General features: G+C 68.2%; 14 protein-coding genes. 9 read left to right on the top strand and 5 right to left on the bottom strand.

Going from position 1 to position 16,718, the window contains the following annotated elements:
* Positions 1–428 precede the first annotated feature (428 nt).
* A complete protein-coding gene (locus tag H0E82_RS05855; RefSeq protein ID WP_180544513.1) occupies positions 429–2,123 on the top strand; it encodes a proline--tRNA ligase in 1,695 nt (564 codons plus the stop codon).
* 170 nt (positions 2,124–2,293) lie between these two features.
* Complete coding sequence (locus H0E82_RS05850) at positions 2,294–2,668, top strand: H-NS histone family protein (RefSeq protein WP_180544512.1); 375 nt, start codon at positions 2,294–2,296, stop codon at positions 2,666–2,668.
* 83 nt (positions 2,669–2,751) lie between these two features.
* Here H0E82_RS05850 and H0E82_RS05845 read toward each other — a convergent pair whose 3' ends face one another.
* Positions 2,752–4,005 (bottom strand): threonine/serine exporter family protein, encoded by a 1,254-nt coding sequence (locus tag H0E82_RS05845; protein ID WP_180544511.1) that lies wholly within the window; start codon positions 4,003–4,005, stop codon positions 2,752–2,754.
* 119 nt (positions 4,006–4,124) lie between these two features.
* On the opposite strand from H0E82_RS05845, the gene H0E82_RS05840 reads away from it, so the two are divergent.
* From H0E82_RS05840 to H0E82_RS05825, 4 genes are read left to right on the top strand one after another with little or no spacing between them, the layout of a single operon-like run.
* The gene (locus H0E82_RS05840) at positions 4,125–5,234 is read left to right on the top strand and encodes an ABC transporter permease (protein WP_235974192.1); all 1,110 of its coding nucleotides are present in this window, start codon (positions 4,125–4,127) and stop codon (positions 5,232–5,234) included.
* A gap of 2 nt (positions 5,235–5,236) precedes the next feature.
* Positions 5,237–6,097: an ABC transporter ATP-binding protein gene (locus H0E82_RS05835; RefSeq protein WP_425600320.1), complete on the top strand. Its 861-nt coding sequence runs from the start codon at positions 5,237–5,239 to the stop codon at positions 6,095–6,097.
* Positions 6,098–6,100: 3 nt separating this feature from the next.
* Positions 6,101–7,027 carry an MlaD family protein gene (locus H0E82_RS05830; protein ID WP_180544508.1) on the top strand — a complete coding sequence of 309 codons (927 nt, stop codon included), beginning with the start codon at positions 6,101–6,103 and terminating at the stop codon, positions 7,025–7,027.
* A 14-nt stretch (positions 7,028–7,041) separates the two neighbouring features.
* Positions 7,042–7,701, top strand: coding sequence for an ABC-type transport auxiliary lipoprotein family protein (locus H0E82_RS05825; RefSeq protein WP_425600324.1), 660 nt, complete (start codon positions 7,042–7,044; stop codon positions 7,699–7,701).
* 68 nt (positions 7,702–7,769) lie between these two features.
* Here the strand turns inward: H0E82_RS05825 and H0E82_RS05820 are convergent, their stop codons facing one another.
* Positions 7,770–8,345, bottom strand: coding sequence for an alpha-ketoglutarate-dependent dioxygenase AlkB family protein (locus H0E82_RS05820; protein WP_235974215.1), 576 nt, complete (start codon positions 8,343–8,345; stop codon positions 7,770–7,772).
* Between H0E82_RS05820 and H0E82_RS05815 the strand changes: the two genes are divergently transcribed.
* Positions 8,297–11,368: a rhamnan synthesis F family protein gene (locus H0E82_RS05815; RefSeq protein WP_328796976.1), complete on the top strand. Its 3,072-nt coding sequence runs from the start codon at positions 8,297–8,299 to the stop codon at positions 11,366–11,368. The genes H0E82_RS05820 and H0E82_RS05815 overlap by 49 nt on opposite strands.
* Before the next feature lie 5 nt (positions 11,369–11,373).
* Here the strand turns inward: H0E82_RS05815 and H0E82_RS05810 are convergent, their stop codons facing one another.
* Entirely contained in the window at positions 11,374–12,009 is a 636-nt protein-coding gene (locus tag H0E82_RS05810; RefSeq protein ID WP_180544504.1) for a CoA transferase subunit B, read from the bottom strand.
* A complete protein-coding gene (locus H0E82_RS05805; protein WP_180544503.1) occupies positions 12,009–12,746 on the bottom strand; it encodes a CoA transferase subunit A in 738 nt (245 codons plus the stop codon). The genes H0E82_RS05810 and H0E82_RS05805 overlap by 1 nt, the downstream gene beginning before the upstream one ends.
* Before the next feature lie 140 nt (positions 12,747–12,886).
* Here H0E82_RS05805 and H0E82_RS05800 point away from each other — a divergent pair, with 140 nt between their 5' ends.
* Positions 12,887–14,242 (top strand): phosphohexomutase domain-containing protein, encoded by a 1,356-nt coding sequence (locus H0E82_RS05800; RefSeq protein WP_180544502.1) that lies wholly within the window; start codon positions 12,887–12,889, stop codon positions 14,240–14,242.
* Positions 14,243–14,249: 7 nt separating this feature from the next.
* Positions 14,250–15,662, top strand: coding sequence for a mannose-1-phosphate guanylyltransferase/mannose-6-phosphate isomerase (locus H0E82_RS05795; protein WP_180544501.1), 1,413 nt, complete (start codon positions 14,250–14,252; stop codon positions 15,660–15,662).
* 73 nt (positions 15,663–15,735) lie between these two features.
* Here the strand turns inward: H0E82_RS05795 and galE are convergent, their stop codons facing one another.
* The gene (gene galE, locus H0E82_RS05790; protein WP_180544500.1) at positions 15,736–16,710 is read right to left on the bottom strand and encodes a UDP-glucose 4-epimerase GalE; all 975 of its coding nucleotides are present in this window, start codon (positions 16,708–16,710) and stop codon (positions 15,736–15,738) included.
* Positions 16,711–16,718: the final 8 nt, after the last annotated feature.

The raw sequence follows: 16,718 nt of genomic DNA, 5'->3' as shown, positions 1-16,718 counted from the left end.
CGCCATGCGGCTCGCTGCGGCATGCGACCGGCTCCCGATTCGATCGACCGGTCAGGGCGCGCCTGTCAGCGACGCGCGATGGCGATCCGGTCGATGCGGACGGGAGGCCGTCGACGTCGTGGTGCCCGGGCCGGGCCGATGGGAGACCGCCGCGACTCGCCGACGCTGAAAGGGTGCCGACGCCGTCCGCGGATCGCGTCGTGACGCAACACGATCGGTCCGCCCCGGATAGCGTGGCCCGTTCCCGGGCGGAGTGTCCGCGCGCCGCGCATGCGTGTGTGTCCTGTCCCGCGTTCGCCTCGTATCGCGTCCGGCCATTGCAGGTCTCGGCGTGCGCACCGCGACCGACGCGAGCGCCCGGATCGACCGCCAGGGCCCGGCGGACCGCGTGGCACAATGCCCGGCCCACTCCGAGCCAGACTCCGCCGATGCGCCTGTCGCAGTTTCATCTCCGCACCGAAAAGGAAACGCCCGCCGATGCCGAAGTCGTCAGCCACAAGCTGATGCTCAAGGCCGGCATGCTGCGCAAGCTCGCCGCCGGCATCTACACGTGGTCGCCCCTGGGCCTGCGGGTGCTGCGCAAGGTCGAGCACGTGGTCCGCGAGGAGATGGACGCCGCCGGCGCCTGTGAACTGTCGATGCCCTCGGTGCAGCCGCGCGAGTTGTGGGAGGAAACCGGGCGCTGGGAAAAGTTCGGCGGCCAGCTCTTGAAGATCAAGGACCGCAAGGACGCCTGGTATTGCTACGGCCCGACGCACGAGGAGGTGATCACCGACTTCGCGCGCGCCGAACTCGCGAGCTACAAGCAGCTGCCGGTGAATTTCTACCAGATCCAGACCAAGTTCCGCGACGAGATCCGCCCACGCTTCGGCGTGATGCGCTCGCGCGAGTTTCTGATGAAGGATGCGTACTCCTTCGACATCGACGAAGCGGGAATGGCGGCCTCGTACCAGGCGATGCATGCGGCGTACACGCGCATCTTCAGCCGCCTCGGCCTGGATTTCCGCGCGGTGCAGGCGGATTCGGGCGCGATCGGCGGCGACGCGTCGCAGGAGTTCCACGTATTGGCCGAGTCGGGCGAAGACGCGATCGCGTTCTCCACCGCATCGGACTATGCGGCGAACGTGGAAACCGCGCGCGCGGCCGCGCCCGCCCCGCGCCCGGCGGCCAGCGAGCCGATGCGCCGCGTGGACACGCCGACGCAGAAAACCTGCGAGGCGGTCGCGGCATTGCTCGACATTCCGCTCGCACGCACGGCGAAGTCGGTCGCGCTGATGGCGGGCGACGTCTTCGTCCTCGCGCTGGTGCGCGGCGACCACGCGATCAACCCGATCAAGCTCGCCAAGGTCGACGGGCTTGCGGACTACCGTCTCGCGACCGAAGCCGAGATCGCCGATTATCTGGGCAGCGAGCCCGGGTTTCTCGGCCCGGTGGCGCCACGACGTGCGCTCCGCGTGGTCGCCGATCGCGAGGTCGCCGCGATGGCCGACATCGTCTTCGGTGCCAACGCCGTGGGCGCGCATCTGGCCGGAGTCAACTGGGGCCGCGACCTGCCGGAACCGGACGTGGTGGCCGACATCCGCGACGTGGTGGCGGGGGACCGCGCCGAAGACGGGGGCGAACTGAAGCTCGTGCGCGGAATCGAGGTCGGACACATTTTCCAGCTCGGCCGCAAATACGCCGAAGCGATGGGGTTTCGCGTGCTCGACGCCAGCGGCACCGCCACGGTGCCCTTCATGGGCTGTTACGGCGTGGGCGTGTCGCGCATCGTGGCGGCGGCCATCGAGCAGAACCACGACGAGGCCGGCATCGTCTGGCCTGCGGCGATGGCCCCCTGGCAGGTCGCGGTCTGCGTGATCAATCCGAAGAACGAGACCCATGTCGTCGAGGCGGCCGAAACGCTCTATCGCGCACTGCAGAGCGCCGGCATCGAGAGCGTGCTCGACGATCGCGGCCTGCGCCCCGGGTCGATGTTCGCGGACATCGAACTGATCGGGATTCCCCATCGCGTGGTGGTTTCGGCCCGCGGCCTGGCCGCCGGCACCTACGAATACCGTGCGCGGCGTGCGGGAGAGTCGGAAAATCTCGACCGGGAAACGCTGTTCCAGCGTCTCGCACCCTGACCCGCCGCGCGCGACGCGCGCGGCGGGGCCCGGCATGAAAACTCTCGCCTCGCCGCCGGATCGCCGGCGGCGAGAAATACTGCCGATTTGTGGAACGGGATTTTCGCGATTATGATGCCGGCAATGCCATGGACCGGTATTTCCCCGATTAACCTTCCGGAGTCGACAGAATGGCGTTTGATCTCAATGCGTTTTCCCCGCAACAGCTCGATGCGCTGATTGCCCAGGCCAAGGAGCGCAAGACCACGCTCAAGAAGCGCAAGCCGATCACATCGGTGCGCAAGAAGCTCACCGAGCTGGCCGCTGCCGAGGGCTACAGCGTTGCCGAACTGTTCGGCGCCGCAGGCGCGAACGCCGCGCCGCGTGCCGCCAAGAGCGCGGGGCGGACGAGCTCGACCAAGGGGCGCAAGCTGGGCAAGGTGCCGCCCAAGTACCGCAACCCGGCCAACAAGGCCGAAACCTGGACCGGCCGCGGCAAGCAGCCGCTGTGGCTGGCCGCGCAGATCAAGAAGGGCAAGAAGATCGAGGAATTCCTGATCAAGTGATCGGGCGCCCCCGCTTGCTGAAAAAGGCGCCCGAGCGGCGCCTTTTTCGTTTGTCCTCCGAGCGCGCGACGGCGCCCGTGCCGTCAGAGATTCTTGCGTGTGGGCAACAACAGGTTGCCGAACAGCAAGCCCGCGATGAGCGCCAGCACGATGTTCATCACCAGCAGGGCGGCCTCCTGTCCGGCGGCCACGTTCTGCTGCTGGACCAGGGTCATCAGCCCGCGCAGGCTGTTGCTGCCCGGGACCAGCATGATGATGCCCGGCACGCGCACCAGGGCACCGGGACGATTGGCCCAGCGCGCGTAGCCGTTGCCGGCCGCGGTGACGATCAGGGCGGCCGCGAACAGGCCGACGTTCGCGCCGAGTGCCGCGCCCACCCAGCGCGAAATCAGATAGCCCGAGGCGGCGGCCGCCATCACCAGCACCACGTCGCGCCGCGCGGCCCGGAACAGGATCGCGAACGCCGCCGAGCCCACCACGAGTGCGCCCCACTCCACCCATTCGGGCTGCGGCCGCAGTGCGCGCACGTTGGGCGAGATGCCGAAGATGTTCGCCAGCGCGAGCGCGATGATCGTGCCGATCGTGAGTTTCAGCACGGTGGTGACCGCACCGGCGAAACGTGCGGTACCCGACATCAGGTGCTGGCTGGTCAGCTCGTTCATCGCATTCGTCAGCGCCATACCCGGCAGCATCACGATCAGCGAGGCGATGATCACCGTATTGAGGTTCAGGGGCACGACGAAGGCCGAGACCAGAATCGCCACGGAGCCCGCCAGCATGCCGGCCACGGCTTCGCCGGCCTCCTTGAGACGGCTTCCGTCCCGGGTGACCAGGTCGAGCAGGCCGATCAGAAGGCCGATGGTGCCCGCCGTCGCGATATCCGCCCAGGGCAGCCGCCACAGGCCCGCGACCGCCACGGCCACGAGTGCGAAGCCGAGGACCTGCAGCACCTTGCCCACCGCGCCCGGCTGGCGAGCGTCGAGCGCGCGCAGTGCCGCGTGGCCCTCGGCGATGTCCATGTCGCCGGACATCACCTGCTCGGCGATGCGGTCGGTCTCGCAGAGTTTGTAGAGGTCGACATCGCCGGGCGGCATCCGGATCACGCGTGTCGTGTCGCTGTCGCCCGGCGGCCGCAGCGGGTCGCTGAAGGCGAGGATCATGCCGGTGGGGTTGACCCAGGGTTCGCAATCCAGTCCGAGGCGCTGGGTCACCGCGACCACGGCGCCCTCGAGACGCTGCGCGGTGGTGCCGTAGGCGTGCAGATGCTCGGCCAGCTCGACCACGAAGGCGATGCGCACGGCGTAATTGGTGGACGAGAAGGACGTGGGACGCGTCATCGCGACAGGATCGCATGCCACCCGGTCCGCCCGGTAGCCGCGACCGGCGTGATGCATGGACTCACGCGGGATTTCGGTATCCTCGCCCGGTTCACCGCACTCACCGGACCCGTCACCGCATGACCGTCCCTGCCCATGCACAGCCCAGCGCCGACGCCGAAGACGGCGTGCTGCGGCTGCACGGTCACTGGACGCTGGAACACGCGAGCGACATCGACGCCGTGCTGCGCGGCATCGACGGGGCCGTGCGCGAGGTCGATGCCAGCGGCGTGGACCGGCTGGATTCGCTGGGCGTGCTGCAGCTCGTGCGGTATGCCGACAAGCAGGGTCTGGATTTCGGCGGCTTCGAGTTCCGGCGCGACCACCATGCGCTGGTCGAGGCGATCGACGACGTCAACGACGACCGGCCCAGGCCCAAGCGTGATTTCGGCGTGGCCGCCGCGCTCGCCCGGCTCGGCTACACGATGCACGACAACGGTCGCGAAATCGTCGCGCTGGTGAGCTTCATGGGCGAGACGCTGACCAAGCTGGCGCGCCTGGCGCTGGCACCGCGACGGCTGCGTGTGGTCTCGACCGTGCACCACATGGAGCAGGTCGGCCTGGACGCCGTACCTCTCGTGGCCCTGCTGTCGTTCATGGTGGGCGCGGTGATCGCGTTTCTCGGCGCCAGCGTGCTCGCCGATTTCGGAGCGACGATCTTCGTCGTCGAACTGGTGTCGATCGCGTTCCTGCGCGAGTTCGGCGTGCTGCTCACCGCGATCCTGCTCGCCGGACGCACGGCGAGCGCGTTCACCGCGCAGATCGGCGCGATGGTGGGCCGCGAGGAGGTGGACGCCATCCGCACGCTCGGCCTCGACCCGGTGGATCTGCTGGTGATCCCGCGGGTGCTCGCGCTCATGGTGATGCTGCCCTTGCTCACCTTCATCGCGATGGTGTCGGGCCTGGTCGGCGGACTGACGGTCGGCGCCTTCAGTCTCGACATCCCGCCGCAGGCCTACATGTCGCGCATGCACGAGCAGATGGAACTGCGCCACTTTCTGGTGGGCATGTCGAAGGCGCCGTTGTTCGCGATGATCATCGCGCTGATCGGCTGTCTCGAAGGACTTCAGGTCAAGGGCACCGCCCAGTCGCTGGGCGAGCGCACCACCTCGAGCGTAGTGCAGTCGATCTCGCTGGTGATCGTGGTGGACGCGTTCGCCGCGATCTGGTTCATGCACATGGGATGGTGACGGTGGCCCGAGACGCGACACCGCATCCCGAAGACCGGGCCGTCGACCCGACGGCGCCCGGCCCCGACGCGACGCATGACGACGTCGCGATCCGCGTGCGCGGCCTGGTCACGCGCTTCGGCGAGCAGACCGTCCACGACGGGGTGGACCTCGACGTGCGGCGCGGCGAGATCATCGGCGTCGTCGGCGGCTCGGGTTCCGGCAAGTCGGTGCTGATGCGGGCCATCCTCGGCCTGCGCGCGCCGCAGGGCGGCAGCATCGACGTGCTCGGCGTGGACGCGCTGTCCGGCGACCCCGAGGACCGCCGGCACATCGAGCGCAACACCGGTGTCCTGTTCCAGGACGGCGCCCTGTTCTCGTCGCTGACCGTGGGCGAGAACGTCGAGGTGCCGCTCAAGGAGCATCATCCCGGGCTGCGCGATTCGTTGCGCTACGAACTCGCGCTGCTCAAGGTGAAACTGGCGGGCCTGCCGGCCGACGCACTCGACAAGTTGCCGTCGCAGCTGTCCGGCGGCATGCGCAAGCGCGCGGGACTCGCGCGCGCGCTCGCGCTGGATCCGCCGCTGCTGTTCCTGGACGAACCCACCGCCGGCCTGGATCCGATCGGCGCGGCGGCGTTCGACCGGCTCATCCGCACGCTGCAGGAAGCGCTCGGCCTGACCGTGTTCCTGATCACACACGATCTCGACACCCTGTACGCTATCTGTGACCGCATCGCGGTGCTCGCCGACAAGAAGCTGGTCGCGGTGGCGCCGGTGGCCGAGATCGAACGGATCGACCATCCCTGGATCCAGGACTATTTCCACGGCCCGCGGGGTCGTGCCGCGCGCGATGCCAAGGCCGACGCCCCCGGAGCCGACTGAGTCATGGAAACCAAAGCCAACTACATCCTGATTGGCGCGTTCACGCTGGTCGCCTCGCTCGCATTGCTGGGTTTCGCACTGTGGGCGGCGAAGTATTCCTCCGACCGCAGCTGGAACGAGTACGACGTGATCTTCCGCGAGCCGGTGACCGGGCTCAGCGAGGGCAGCAGCGTCCAGTACAACGGCATCGCCGTGGGCACGGTCGACAGCCTGCAGCTCGCGCCCGAGGACCCGCGCCAGGTGATCGCCCGTCTGCGCCTGCAGGCCAACGCCCCGGTCAAGACCGACACCCGTGCGCGCATGTCGATGACCAGCCTGACCGGTTCGCCGATCATCCAGCTCACCGGTGGGTCGCCCGAGGCGCAGCCGCTGCTGCCCGGCGAACGCGACGAGGTGCCGGTCATCCAGACCGAGGCCTCGGCGCTGCAGAACATCTCCGACACCGCGAACCGCCTCGTCGAACGCCTGGACAAGGTGCTCAGCGAGGAGAACGTGGCACGCATCGCCAATACGCTCGAGAACATCGAGGGCATGACCGGTTCGGTCGCCGGCCAGCGCGAGGATCTCGCAGCGATCATCGTCAATGTCCGCCGTTCCAGCGAACAGCTCGAGCAGACCCTGACCACGACCAACCGGGCGATGACCAGCTTCGATCGCGAGCTGGTGCAGAAGCTCCCGGGCCTGGTGGCGCAGCTGGAAAGCACGCTCGCCCGGATGGACTCGGCCGCCGGCGGGGCCGACACCATCCTCAACGAGAACCGTGCGGCGATCAGCAGCTTCGCCAACGATGGCCTGTCGCAACTGGGTCCGACTCTCGGTGAGCTGCGTTCGCTGGTCCGCGATCTGCGCCGCATCAGCGACCGTCTCGATGCCAACCCCGCCCGCTATCTGCTCGGTCGCGATGCGCCGAAGGAATTCGAACCCGAATGAGCACCTCTCCCGCGATGCTGCGCACGCTGTCCCTGGCCGGCGCCGCGCTGCTGATCGTGATCGCCGGTGGCTGTTCGTCGCTGCTCGGCGGCGGCGGCGACCGCGAGCGCGCCACCATCTATGCGCCCGACCCGCGCGTGCAGCCCGATCCGGCCTGGCCGCGCGCGGAGTGGCAGCTCTCGCTGAGTCCACCGACCGCCGCGCGCATGATCGACAGCTTCCGCATCGCGGTCCGCCCGACGCCCAGCGAGCTCCAGGTCTACCGCGGCGCCAGCTGGGCCAAGACCCCCACCGACATGCTGCAGGACGCCGTGCTGCGCACGCTCGAGGATTCCGGAAGGATGAACGCCGTCGCACGCCAGGGCGCCGGGATCACCGCCGATTACAAGCTCGTGCTGGACCTGCGCCGGTTCGAGGCCGACTACGCGGGCAATGCCCTGCCGGCAGCGACGATCGAGGTCAACGCCAAGCTGATCCACAACATCGACCAGACGGTCGTGGAGTCGCGGACCTTCCTCGTCGCGCAGCCCGCGTCCAGCACCGAGGTCGCACAGGTCGTCGAGGCGTTCGGCGCGGCGTTGCAGTCCGTGGGCGGCGAGATGACCGGCTGGATTCTCGAGGTCGGCAACCGGCACGAGGCGACGCACCAGCGCCGCCCCGCCGCGACGCGCTGAACCCGGCTGCTGCCGGGTATCGTCCGGCTCGGCCGATACGGGGTCCGACCCGGGCGTCGCGCGAGGCCTCAGGCGCGCGGTCCGCGCCTTCGCTCCGCCGGTTCGACGCATGCGGAAACACCCACCAGACGGAACGTCAGATTGATCCGCGGTCCCACTGCGCGGGCGGTGCGCGGCAGCGCGTGCCGGTAGCGGGCCTGGGTGTCGCCGCGCATCACCAGCAGGCTCCCATGGTCGAGCGTGAACGCGTGGCATCGCGCATCCGGCCCGGGCTGGCGCGTCTTCATCACGAAGCGCCGCGTGGCCCCCAGGCTGAGCGATGCGATGACCGGGCGCGGCCCCAGCTCGGGCTCGTCGTCGCTGTGCCAGCCCATCGCGTCGTCCCCGTCGCGGTAGAGATTCGCGAGCACGCTGTTGAAATGCGCGCCCGTGCTCGCAACGACCGCATCCCGCACCGGTCCCAGGATCGCCGGCCATGGCACCGGCTCGAACCGTGCGCCCGAATACCCGTAACTCGCGCCCGGATCACCGATCCAGCAGCTCAGACGCGGCGCTTCGATCTCACGCCCGAAGATGCGCAGGCGGTGGCGGGTCCATGGCAGGGTCTGCTCCAGCACCGCGTACAGCCGGTTCGCCTCATCCATGGGCAACCAGCCGCGGTGATGTTCCACACTGTCCGGTGGCTCGTCGTCGCGGGCATGACGGGTTCGCATCGCCCAAGAGTGTCGCAGCGACCGGGTGTTTGCGACGTCCGGGCCCGACCCGCGACAATCGCCGGGATGATCGATCGCCTTTCTGCTGCCCGTGCGCAACGCACCACCCTGACATCGTCGCCATGAGCACCCGCGTCCATGGCCTGCTGCGTGCGGTACGCCGCAGCATCGAGGTGCGGGGCGGAGGTGTGCGCGGCTTTGCGGCTGTCGCCACACGGGCATGGCGGATGTTGAGGGCACTCGGCCCGCGCGGGGTGATCGCCCGCATCCACGCCGCAGGACGGGTGCCTCCCCCGCCCGTGCGGCCTGAAACGGATCACGTGTTTCCGGCTCCGTTGCCTGTCGCTGCGGACACCTTCCGCGTCGGGATCATGGTGCATATGTTCTACCCCGACCTGGCCGACGAGTTCGCGGCGGCTCTGTCGCGCATGCCTGTGCCGTTCGTTTTGCTGGTGTCCGTGACGGACGCCGATGCCGAACAGGCAGTGCATGCGGCATTCGCGCAGATCGACGGCGTCACCCGGCTCGAAATCGTGCAGGTGCCCAATCGCGGACGCGACATCGCGCCGCTGCTCGTGACCTTCCGCGAGCAGATTCTGGGGCTGGATATCATCGGCCATCTGCACAGCAAGAAGTCGCTGTATACCGGGCGGACACAGGATCAGTGGAGGACCTACCTGCTCGATGCGCTACTCGGAAGCCGCGAGCGCATCGCCTGGCATCTCGGTATGTTCGCGGCGGAACCCAAGCTTGGTCTTGTCTATCCCGAGAGCCACGAAAGCATCCCGCTCTGGGGACATACCTGGTTGAGCAATGTCACTGCGGCAGCGACGATCTCGCAGCAGCTTGGTGTCGCGATCGACCCGCATGGTTACATCGACATGCCGGCAGGGTCGATGTTCTGGGCACGCAGCGCCGCACTCCAGCCGTTGTTCGCATTGCGCCTTCCGCTCGAGGCATTTCCCGAGGAGTCGGGGCAGCTCGACGGTACGTTGCAGCACGCGATCGAACGCCTGTTCGTCGGGGTTGTCCGCGCCGCAGGCTACCTGTCGGCGGTTCTGCCTCGGGACCACACGCCGGCACTGTCGCTCGAGGGCGAGCGCAACTGGCAGACGTATTTTCTCGAACCGCTGATCGAGCGCATCGCCGCGACGGCCGTCGACGCGCGACTGATCTCGGTCGATGTGTTCGACACCCTGGTCCAGCGGCCGTTTCTCACACCCGAAGGCGCGCGCCGCTATCTGGCGCGTGTTGTCGAGCTGTCGCTGGGACTCGCGGACTTTGTCGACCTGCGTGCCAGAGCCGAGTCGCGAGCACGCGTGCATCTGCAACGCGATCCGAAGCTCGATGAGATATACGCCGAGATGGCGCAGCTGGTTCCTGACATCCAGCCTGACAGACTGCGTGAAATCGAAATCGAGACGGAACGTCGGCTCCTCCGGCCGAGGCATGGCCTGCTGGAGGCACTCGCAGCCATCCCGCGGCGGGGCAGGCGCATGGTGGCACTCTCAGACATGTATCTGCCCGCAGATACCTTGCGCAACGTGCTCCCGGGGCTCGTTGTCGAACACATGTCGGACTGGTACGTGTCCTGCGAGACCGGCGCGCGCAAGGATGCAGGCGATGCGTGGCCCGTGCTCGCAGAAAATGAGCACGTTCCATTGTCAGCGTGCCTGCACATTGGCGACAACGAGCATGCGGATGTGCAGCAACCGCACTGGCAGGGGATGATCACCCCTGTGCACGTCCTGCGCGCCGCTGCATTGCTCGATGTCGTGCCGGCCTTGCGGCCGTTGCGCGCCGGAATCGGTGCGGCATGGCCCGATCAACTGGCGCTGGGCCTGGTCGCCAACCATTTCAGTGCGCTCGCGGACGCCACTCCCGACGTATTCCTCGGACCACTGCAGATCACGCCCAAGACCTTTGGCTATGTGGTTCTCGGCCCGCTTGTTCTGGATTTTCTGACCTGGCTCGCGCGCGAGGCGCGGGAGCAGGGGGTCGACCGGCTGCTCTTCCTGAGCCGGGAAGGCTATCTGCTGGCGCAGGCGTTCGAGCGCCTGCGCGCAGCCCACCCTGCTTGGTCCGACGTGCTCGGGCACTACCTGCTGGCCTCACGACAGGCGACCGGTCTCGCCGCGCTGCGGAATGCCGAGGACATGCGGACCGCGCTGGATGGCAGCTTCAACGGCTCGCTGGCCGAGCTGGTCTCAGCGAGGCTGGGCGCTGCCGCTGCATCGGCAGTCGCGGCGATCATCGGATCCGAGGGCATGGATCAGGCGATCTTCCTGCCCGAAATGCGGGACACGGTGGCTGCACGCCTGGCACCTGCCACCGACGCCCTGCTCGCGCTGGCGCGGTCTGCACGCGATGCCTACCAGGCATACTGGAACGACACGGTGGGCGAGCACCGCGCTCTGGTGGTGGACCTAGGTTACGCCGGCACGATCCAGCGGAACCTGTCGCGGCTCCTGGACCGCTCGGTGGACGGCGCCTATTTCGCCCTGGATCACCGCGCGCAGGAGCGGCTGTCGGGCACAGGCCGGGCCCAGGCGCGTTATCACGACGCGCGGACCGATACCGGGCCATCCGCCATCCTTGCGCACGATCTTCTGCTCGAATCGGTCCTGACCGCGCCGCATGCACAGTTCGCCGGTTTCGATACACAGGGCGGCATGCACCGTCCGGTCTACGCCGCCCAGGGTCCCGATGCGGCGCAGTGGAGCGTCATCGAGACGGTGCACACCGCGGCGCTGGCGTTCATCGATGACGCGCTGAGCGCGGCCGGCCCGCTGGCCGCCGAACTGGCCTTCGATGCGCGGGCCGCGCAGATCCCGCTGGAATGCGTGGGCCGGGGACGCTGGAGCGCACCGTGGCTGGCCGGCATCGGCGTGGACGACGCCTTCAGTGGCCGCGGCCGGGTCCCCGCAGCCGCCGGACCGGCCCGCCCGGTCTGACGCCTTCAGCGCGCGGGTGCGAAGTCCACGCCGGTCTTGCTCCTGAGGTCTTCGGGGTCCACCCCGTCCGCGGTCTCCACCAGGACCAGCCCCTCGGCCGTGACATCGAACACTGCGAGGTCTGTGATGATCCGGTCGACCACGCCCACGCCGGTCAGCGGCAGCGTGCATTCAGGCAGGATCTTGTGGCTGCCGTCCTTCGCCACATGCTCCATCAGCACGACCACGCGCTTGACGCCGGCCACCAGGTCCATCGCGCCGCCCATGCCCTTGACCATCTTGCCGGGCACCATCCAGTTGGCGAGGTCGCCGCGGCCGGTCACCTGCATCGCGCCCAGGATCGCCAGGTCGATGTGCCCGCCGCGGATCATCGCGAACGAATCGTGGCTGCCGAAGTAGCTCGCGCCCTTGCGCGCGGTGACGGTCTGCTTGCCGGCATTGATCAGGTCGGCGTCGACCTCGGCATCCACCGGAAACGGGCCGATCCCGAGCAGGCCGTTCTCGCTCTGCAGCCAGACGTCCATGCCGTCGGGAATGTGATTGGCCACGAGCGTCGGCAGGCCGATGCCGAGGTTCACGTAGGCGCCGTCAGTCAGCTCGCGCGCCGCGCGCGCGGCCATGTCATCGCGGGTCCAGGCCATCAGTTCGCTCCTCCGGTGCTCACGGTGCGCTGCTCGATGCGCTTCTCGGGTGTCGCGTTGACGACGATGCGGTCGACGTAGATCCCGGGCAGATGCACCTGGTCGGGGTCGATTTCGCCGACGGCCACCAGCTCCTCGACCTCGGCCACGCAGACCTTGCCGGCCATCGCGCAGGCAGGGTTGAAGTTGCGCGCGGTCTTCCGGAACACGAGGTTGCCAGCCGTGTCGGCCTTCCACGCCTTGACCAGTGCGACGTCGGCAGTGAGCGCGGTCTCGAGCACGTAATGCTTGCCGTCGAACTCGCGTGTCTCCTTGCCCTCGGCGACCACCGTGCCGTAGCCGGTCGCGGTAAAAAACGCCGGAATTCCCGCGCCACCGGCGCGCAGGCGCTCGGCCAGCGTACCTTGCGGATTGAATTCGAGCTCCAGTTCGCCGCCGAGATACTGGCGTTCGAATTCCTTGTTCTCGCCCACGTAGGAGGAAATCATCCTGCGGATCTGCCGGGTTTCCAGCAGCTGCCCGAGCCCGAAGCCGTCGACACCCGCATTATTGGAAATCGCGGTCAGCCCCTTGACGCCGGAATCGCGCAGGGCGGCGATCAGGGCCTCGGGAATGCCGCACAGGCCGAAGCCACCGACCGCCAGCGTCTGGCCGTCGGCCACGATGTCGGCGAGCGCGGACGCCGCGTCGGGATAGTGCTTGCCGCGTCGACCCGCGGCGGAACTCTGCTCGCTCATCTCGATCCTCATGGCGCAACGGGCGTCCATTCTATCTGCTGCCGGAGGTTCCGGCCTTGGACCTTGGTGCAGTGGGTAACGACGGGGCCGCACACGCGAGACGCTAGAATCGGCCCATTCCCCCCGCCATGGACGCTCCGATGCCCCTGCCTGCCTTCAAGGCCTACGACCTGCGCGGCCGCGTGCCCGACGAACTCAATCCCGCGCTCGCCCGCGACATCGGGATCGCGCTGTCGGCGCAGCTGCCCGAGGGCGCGATCGTCCTGGGCCGTGACGTACGCCTGAGCAGCCCGGAGCTGCAGGCCGCATTGGCCGACGGCCTGCGCAGCCAAGGACGCGACGTCATCGACATCGGCGTCGGCGGTACCGAGGAAGTCTATTTCCAGGTGGACCATCTCGGCGCGGCGGGCGGCGTCATGGTGACCGCGAGCCACAACCCGATGGACTACAACGGGATGAAGCTGGTGCGCGAGCAGGCCCGGCCGATCAGTTCCGACACCGGCCTGTTCGCGATCTCCGACGCGGTGGAGGCCGGCGATCTGCCGGCACCTGCCGCCCGGCCCGGGCGCGAGACTCCGGCCACGGACAAGAGCGCGTACATCGAGCACCTGCTCGGCTACATCGACCGCAGCGCGCTGCGTCCGCTCAAACTCGTGGTGAATGCCGGGAACGGCGGCGCCGGCACGATCGTCGATCTGCTGGCCGCCCACCTGCCGTTCGAGTTCGTCCGCGTGTTCCATGAAGCCGACGGCAGCTTTCCGAACGGCATTCCCAATCCGCTGCTGCCCGAGAACCGGCAGGCCACCGCCGATGCGGTTCGCGCGCACGGGGCGGATTTCGGCATCGCCTGGGACGGGGACTTCGACCGCTGCTTTTTCTTCGACGAAACGGGGGCCTTCATCGAAGGCTATTACCTCGTCGGCCTGCTGGCCGAGGCAATTCTCGCCAAGCAGCCGGGGGGCAAGGTCGTGCACGACCCCCGCCTCGTCTGGAACACGGTGGAGCAGGTCGAGGCCGCCGGTGGCGTGCCGGTGCTGTGCAAGAGCGGCCACGCGTTCATCAAGGAAAAGATGCGCGCAGAGGATGCGGTCTACGGCGGCGAAATGAGTGCGCATCATTATTTCCGCGAGTTCGCCTACGCCGACTCGGGCATGATCCCGTGGCTGCTGATCGCCGAACTCGTTTCGACCAGCGGCCGTTCGCTCGGCGATCTGGTGGCCGAACGGGTCGCGAAATTTCCCTGCAGCGGCGAGATCAATTTCCGGGTGGCCGATGCGGCAGCCGCGGTCGATCGCGTCATGGCGCACTACGCGTCGCATTCGCCGGCCATCGATCGAACCGACGGAATCAGCGCCGACTTTGGCGACTGGCGCTTCAATCTGCGCAGCTCCAACACCGAACCCCTGCTTCGGCTGAACATCGAAACCCGCGCGGACCTGGCGCTGCTCGAAAGGCGGACCCGTGAACTGTCCGACCTGTTGTCCGGCGGGGCCTGAGGCCGCCATGTCCACCATCGTTCCCGTTCTGCTGTCGGGGGGTTCCGGTACGCGCTTGTGGCCACTCTCACGCGAGATGCATCCCAAGCAGTTCCTGCCGCTGGTCGGTACGGACACCATGCTGCAGGCGACCTGGTTGCGTGCAGCGCCGCTGGCCGGACATGCCGGGCCGATCGTGGTCGCCAACGAGGCCCACCGCTTCGTCGTTGCCGAGCAGCTGCAGCAGGTCGGTGCGACGCCGGCGGCGATCGTGCTCGAACCAGTCGGCCGCAACACCGCGCCGGCGATCGCCGCCGCCGCGCTCGAAGCGCTGCGCGACACGCCCCACGCGGTGCTGCTGGTGCTGCCGTCCGACCACGTGGTGCAGACGCCCGAGGCGTTCCACGCCGCGGTGCGGGCCGCACTGCCTGCGGCCGAGGCCGGAAAGCTGGTGACCTTCGGTGTGGTGCCGCGAGGGCCGGAAACCGGCTACGGCTACATCAAGGCGACGATGGGCGATGACGAGGGTCCAGCGCCGGTCGACGCCTTCGTCGAGAAGCCGGATCTTCTACGCGCCCAGGCGTACGTCGCATCCGGCGATCATTTCTGGAACAGCGGCATGTTCCTGTTCCGGGCCGATGTCTATCTCGCCGAACTCGAGCGTCACGCACCGGCCATCCTGGCGGCGGTCCGCGCATCCTGGTCGACCGCGCGCAAGGACGTGGACTTCACCCGTCTCGACGCCGATGCCTTCGCTGCGAGTCCGTCGGATTCGATCGACTATGCGGTGATGGAGAAAACCGACGCCGCAGTGGTGATGCCGCTCGACGCGGGCTGGAGCGATGTCGGTTCGTGGGCCAGCTTGCGCGAAGTCTCGCCGCAGGATGCTGCCGGCAATGCGCACCATGGCGAGGTCGTAGCGATCGACTGCCGCGCCACCTACGCCTACGGCGAGCGCCTGATCGCGATGATCGGCATGGAAGACACGATCGTCGTGGAAACGCCCGATGCGATTCTCGTTGGCCGCAGCGACCGTATCCAGCAGGTCAAGGACGTCGTGGCTGCACTCAAGGCACGGGATCTGCCGCAGGCTGCCTGGCATCGCAAGGTGTATCGGCCCTGGGGCGCCTACGATTCCATCGACCAGGGCCCGCGGTTCCAGGTCAAACGGATCACCGTCAAGCCGGGCGCGACGCTGAGCCTGCAGATGCACCACCACCGGGCCGAGCACTGGATCGTCGTCAGTGGCACGGCCGAGGTCACACGCGGCGAGGACGTGCTCCTGCTCGCCGAGAACCAGAGCACCTACATTCCGCTCGGCGTGACCCACCGGCTGCGCAACCCCGGCAAGGTGCCGCTGGAACTGATCGAGGTGCAGTCGGGGAGCTATCTCGGCGAGGACGACATCGTGCGCTTCGAGGACACCTACGGCCGCGTGTGATCCCGGGCCCGCCCCATGGCGCAACAGGATCCAGGATTGGATCGGATGGCCTGGTCCGTTGGTGGACCGCGCCTCAGAACCTCGGGGCGCGGTGCCAGCGCCAGGCGGTTTCGATGATCGACTCGAGCGAGGTGTAGACCGGTGACCACCCGAGGACGTCGCGCGCCCGTGCGCTCGACGCCACCAGCGTCGCCGGGTCGCCCGCGCGACGCGGCGCGATCGAATGCGGGACCGTGCGCCCGGCGATCCGTTCCGCCGCTTCGATTACCTGCCTGACCGAGAACCCCTGCCCGTTGCCGAGGTTGAAGACATGGGCACCCGGCTGGGCATCCATATGGGCCAGGGCCCGCCAATGGGCCTGGGCCAGATCGTCGACATGGATGTAGTCGCGCACGCAGGTGCCGTCCTCGGTGTCCCAGTCGTCACCGAAGACCGACAACGCATCGCCGACCCCGAGTGCCGCGCGCAGCACGTTTGGGATCAGGTGGGTCTCGCAGGCATGCGCTTCCCCGATGTCACCCTCCGGACTGGCCCCGGCGGCGTTGAAGTAACGCAGGGACACCGAGCGCAGTCCATACGCGCCGGCGGCATCGGCCAGCATGCGCTCGACCATCAGCTTCGAGGCTCCGTAGGGATTGATCGGGGCTTTGGGGTGTGATTCGTCGATCCGCGCGGCGATCGGCTCGCCGAAGATCGCCGCCGTGGACGAGAACACGATCCGCCCCACACCGTGGCGCTGCATCGCCTGCAGCAGGTTGAGCGTGCCGACGACATTGTTTTCGTAATAGCCCAGCGGCTCGCGGATCGATTCACCGACCAGCGACCGCGCGCAGAAATGCATCACGGCGTCGAAGGGGCCGCGGGCGAACGCCGCCTCGAGCGAGCCGGGATCGAGCAGATCCGCCACGACCAGCTGCCGGGCGCCCACTGCGGCCGCATGCCCGGTCGACAGGTTGTCGAGCACGCAGACATCGACGCCGCGCGCATTCAACCACTTCACCATGTGGCTGCCGATGTAGCCGGCGCCGCCGCAGACGAGAATCTTCATACCATCTC

The sequence above is a fragment of the Luteimonas deserti genome (assembly GCF_013425765.1).
Classification (GTDB): Bacteria; Pseudomonadota; Gammaproteobacteria; order Xanthomonadales; family Xanthomonadaceae; genus Luteimonas; species Luteimonas deserti.
Note: the sequence above shows the minus strand (reverse complement) of the source record. Positions and strands in the feature narration are given on the sequence as shown.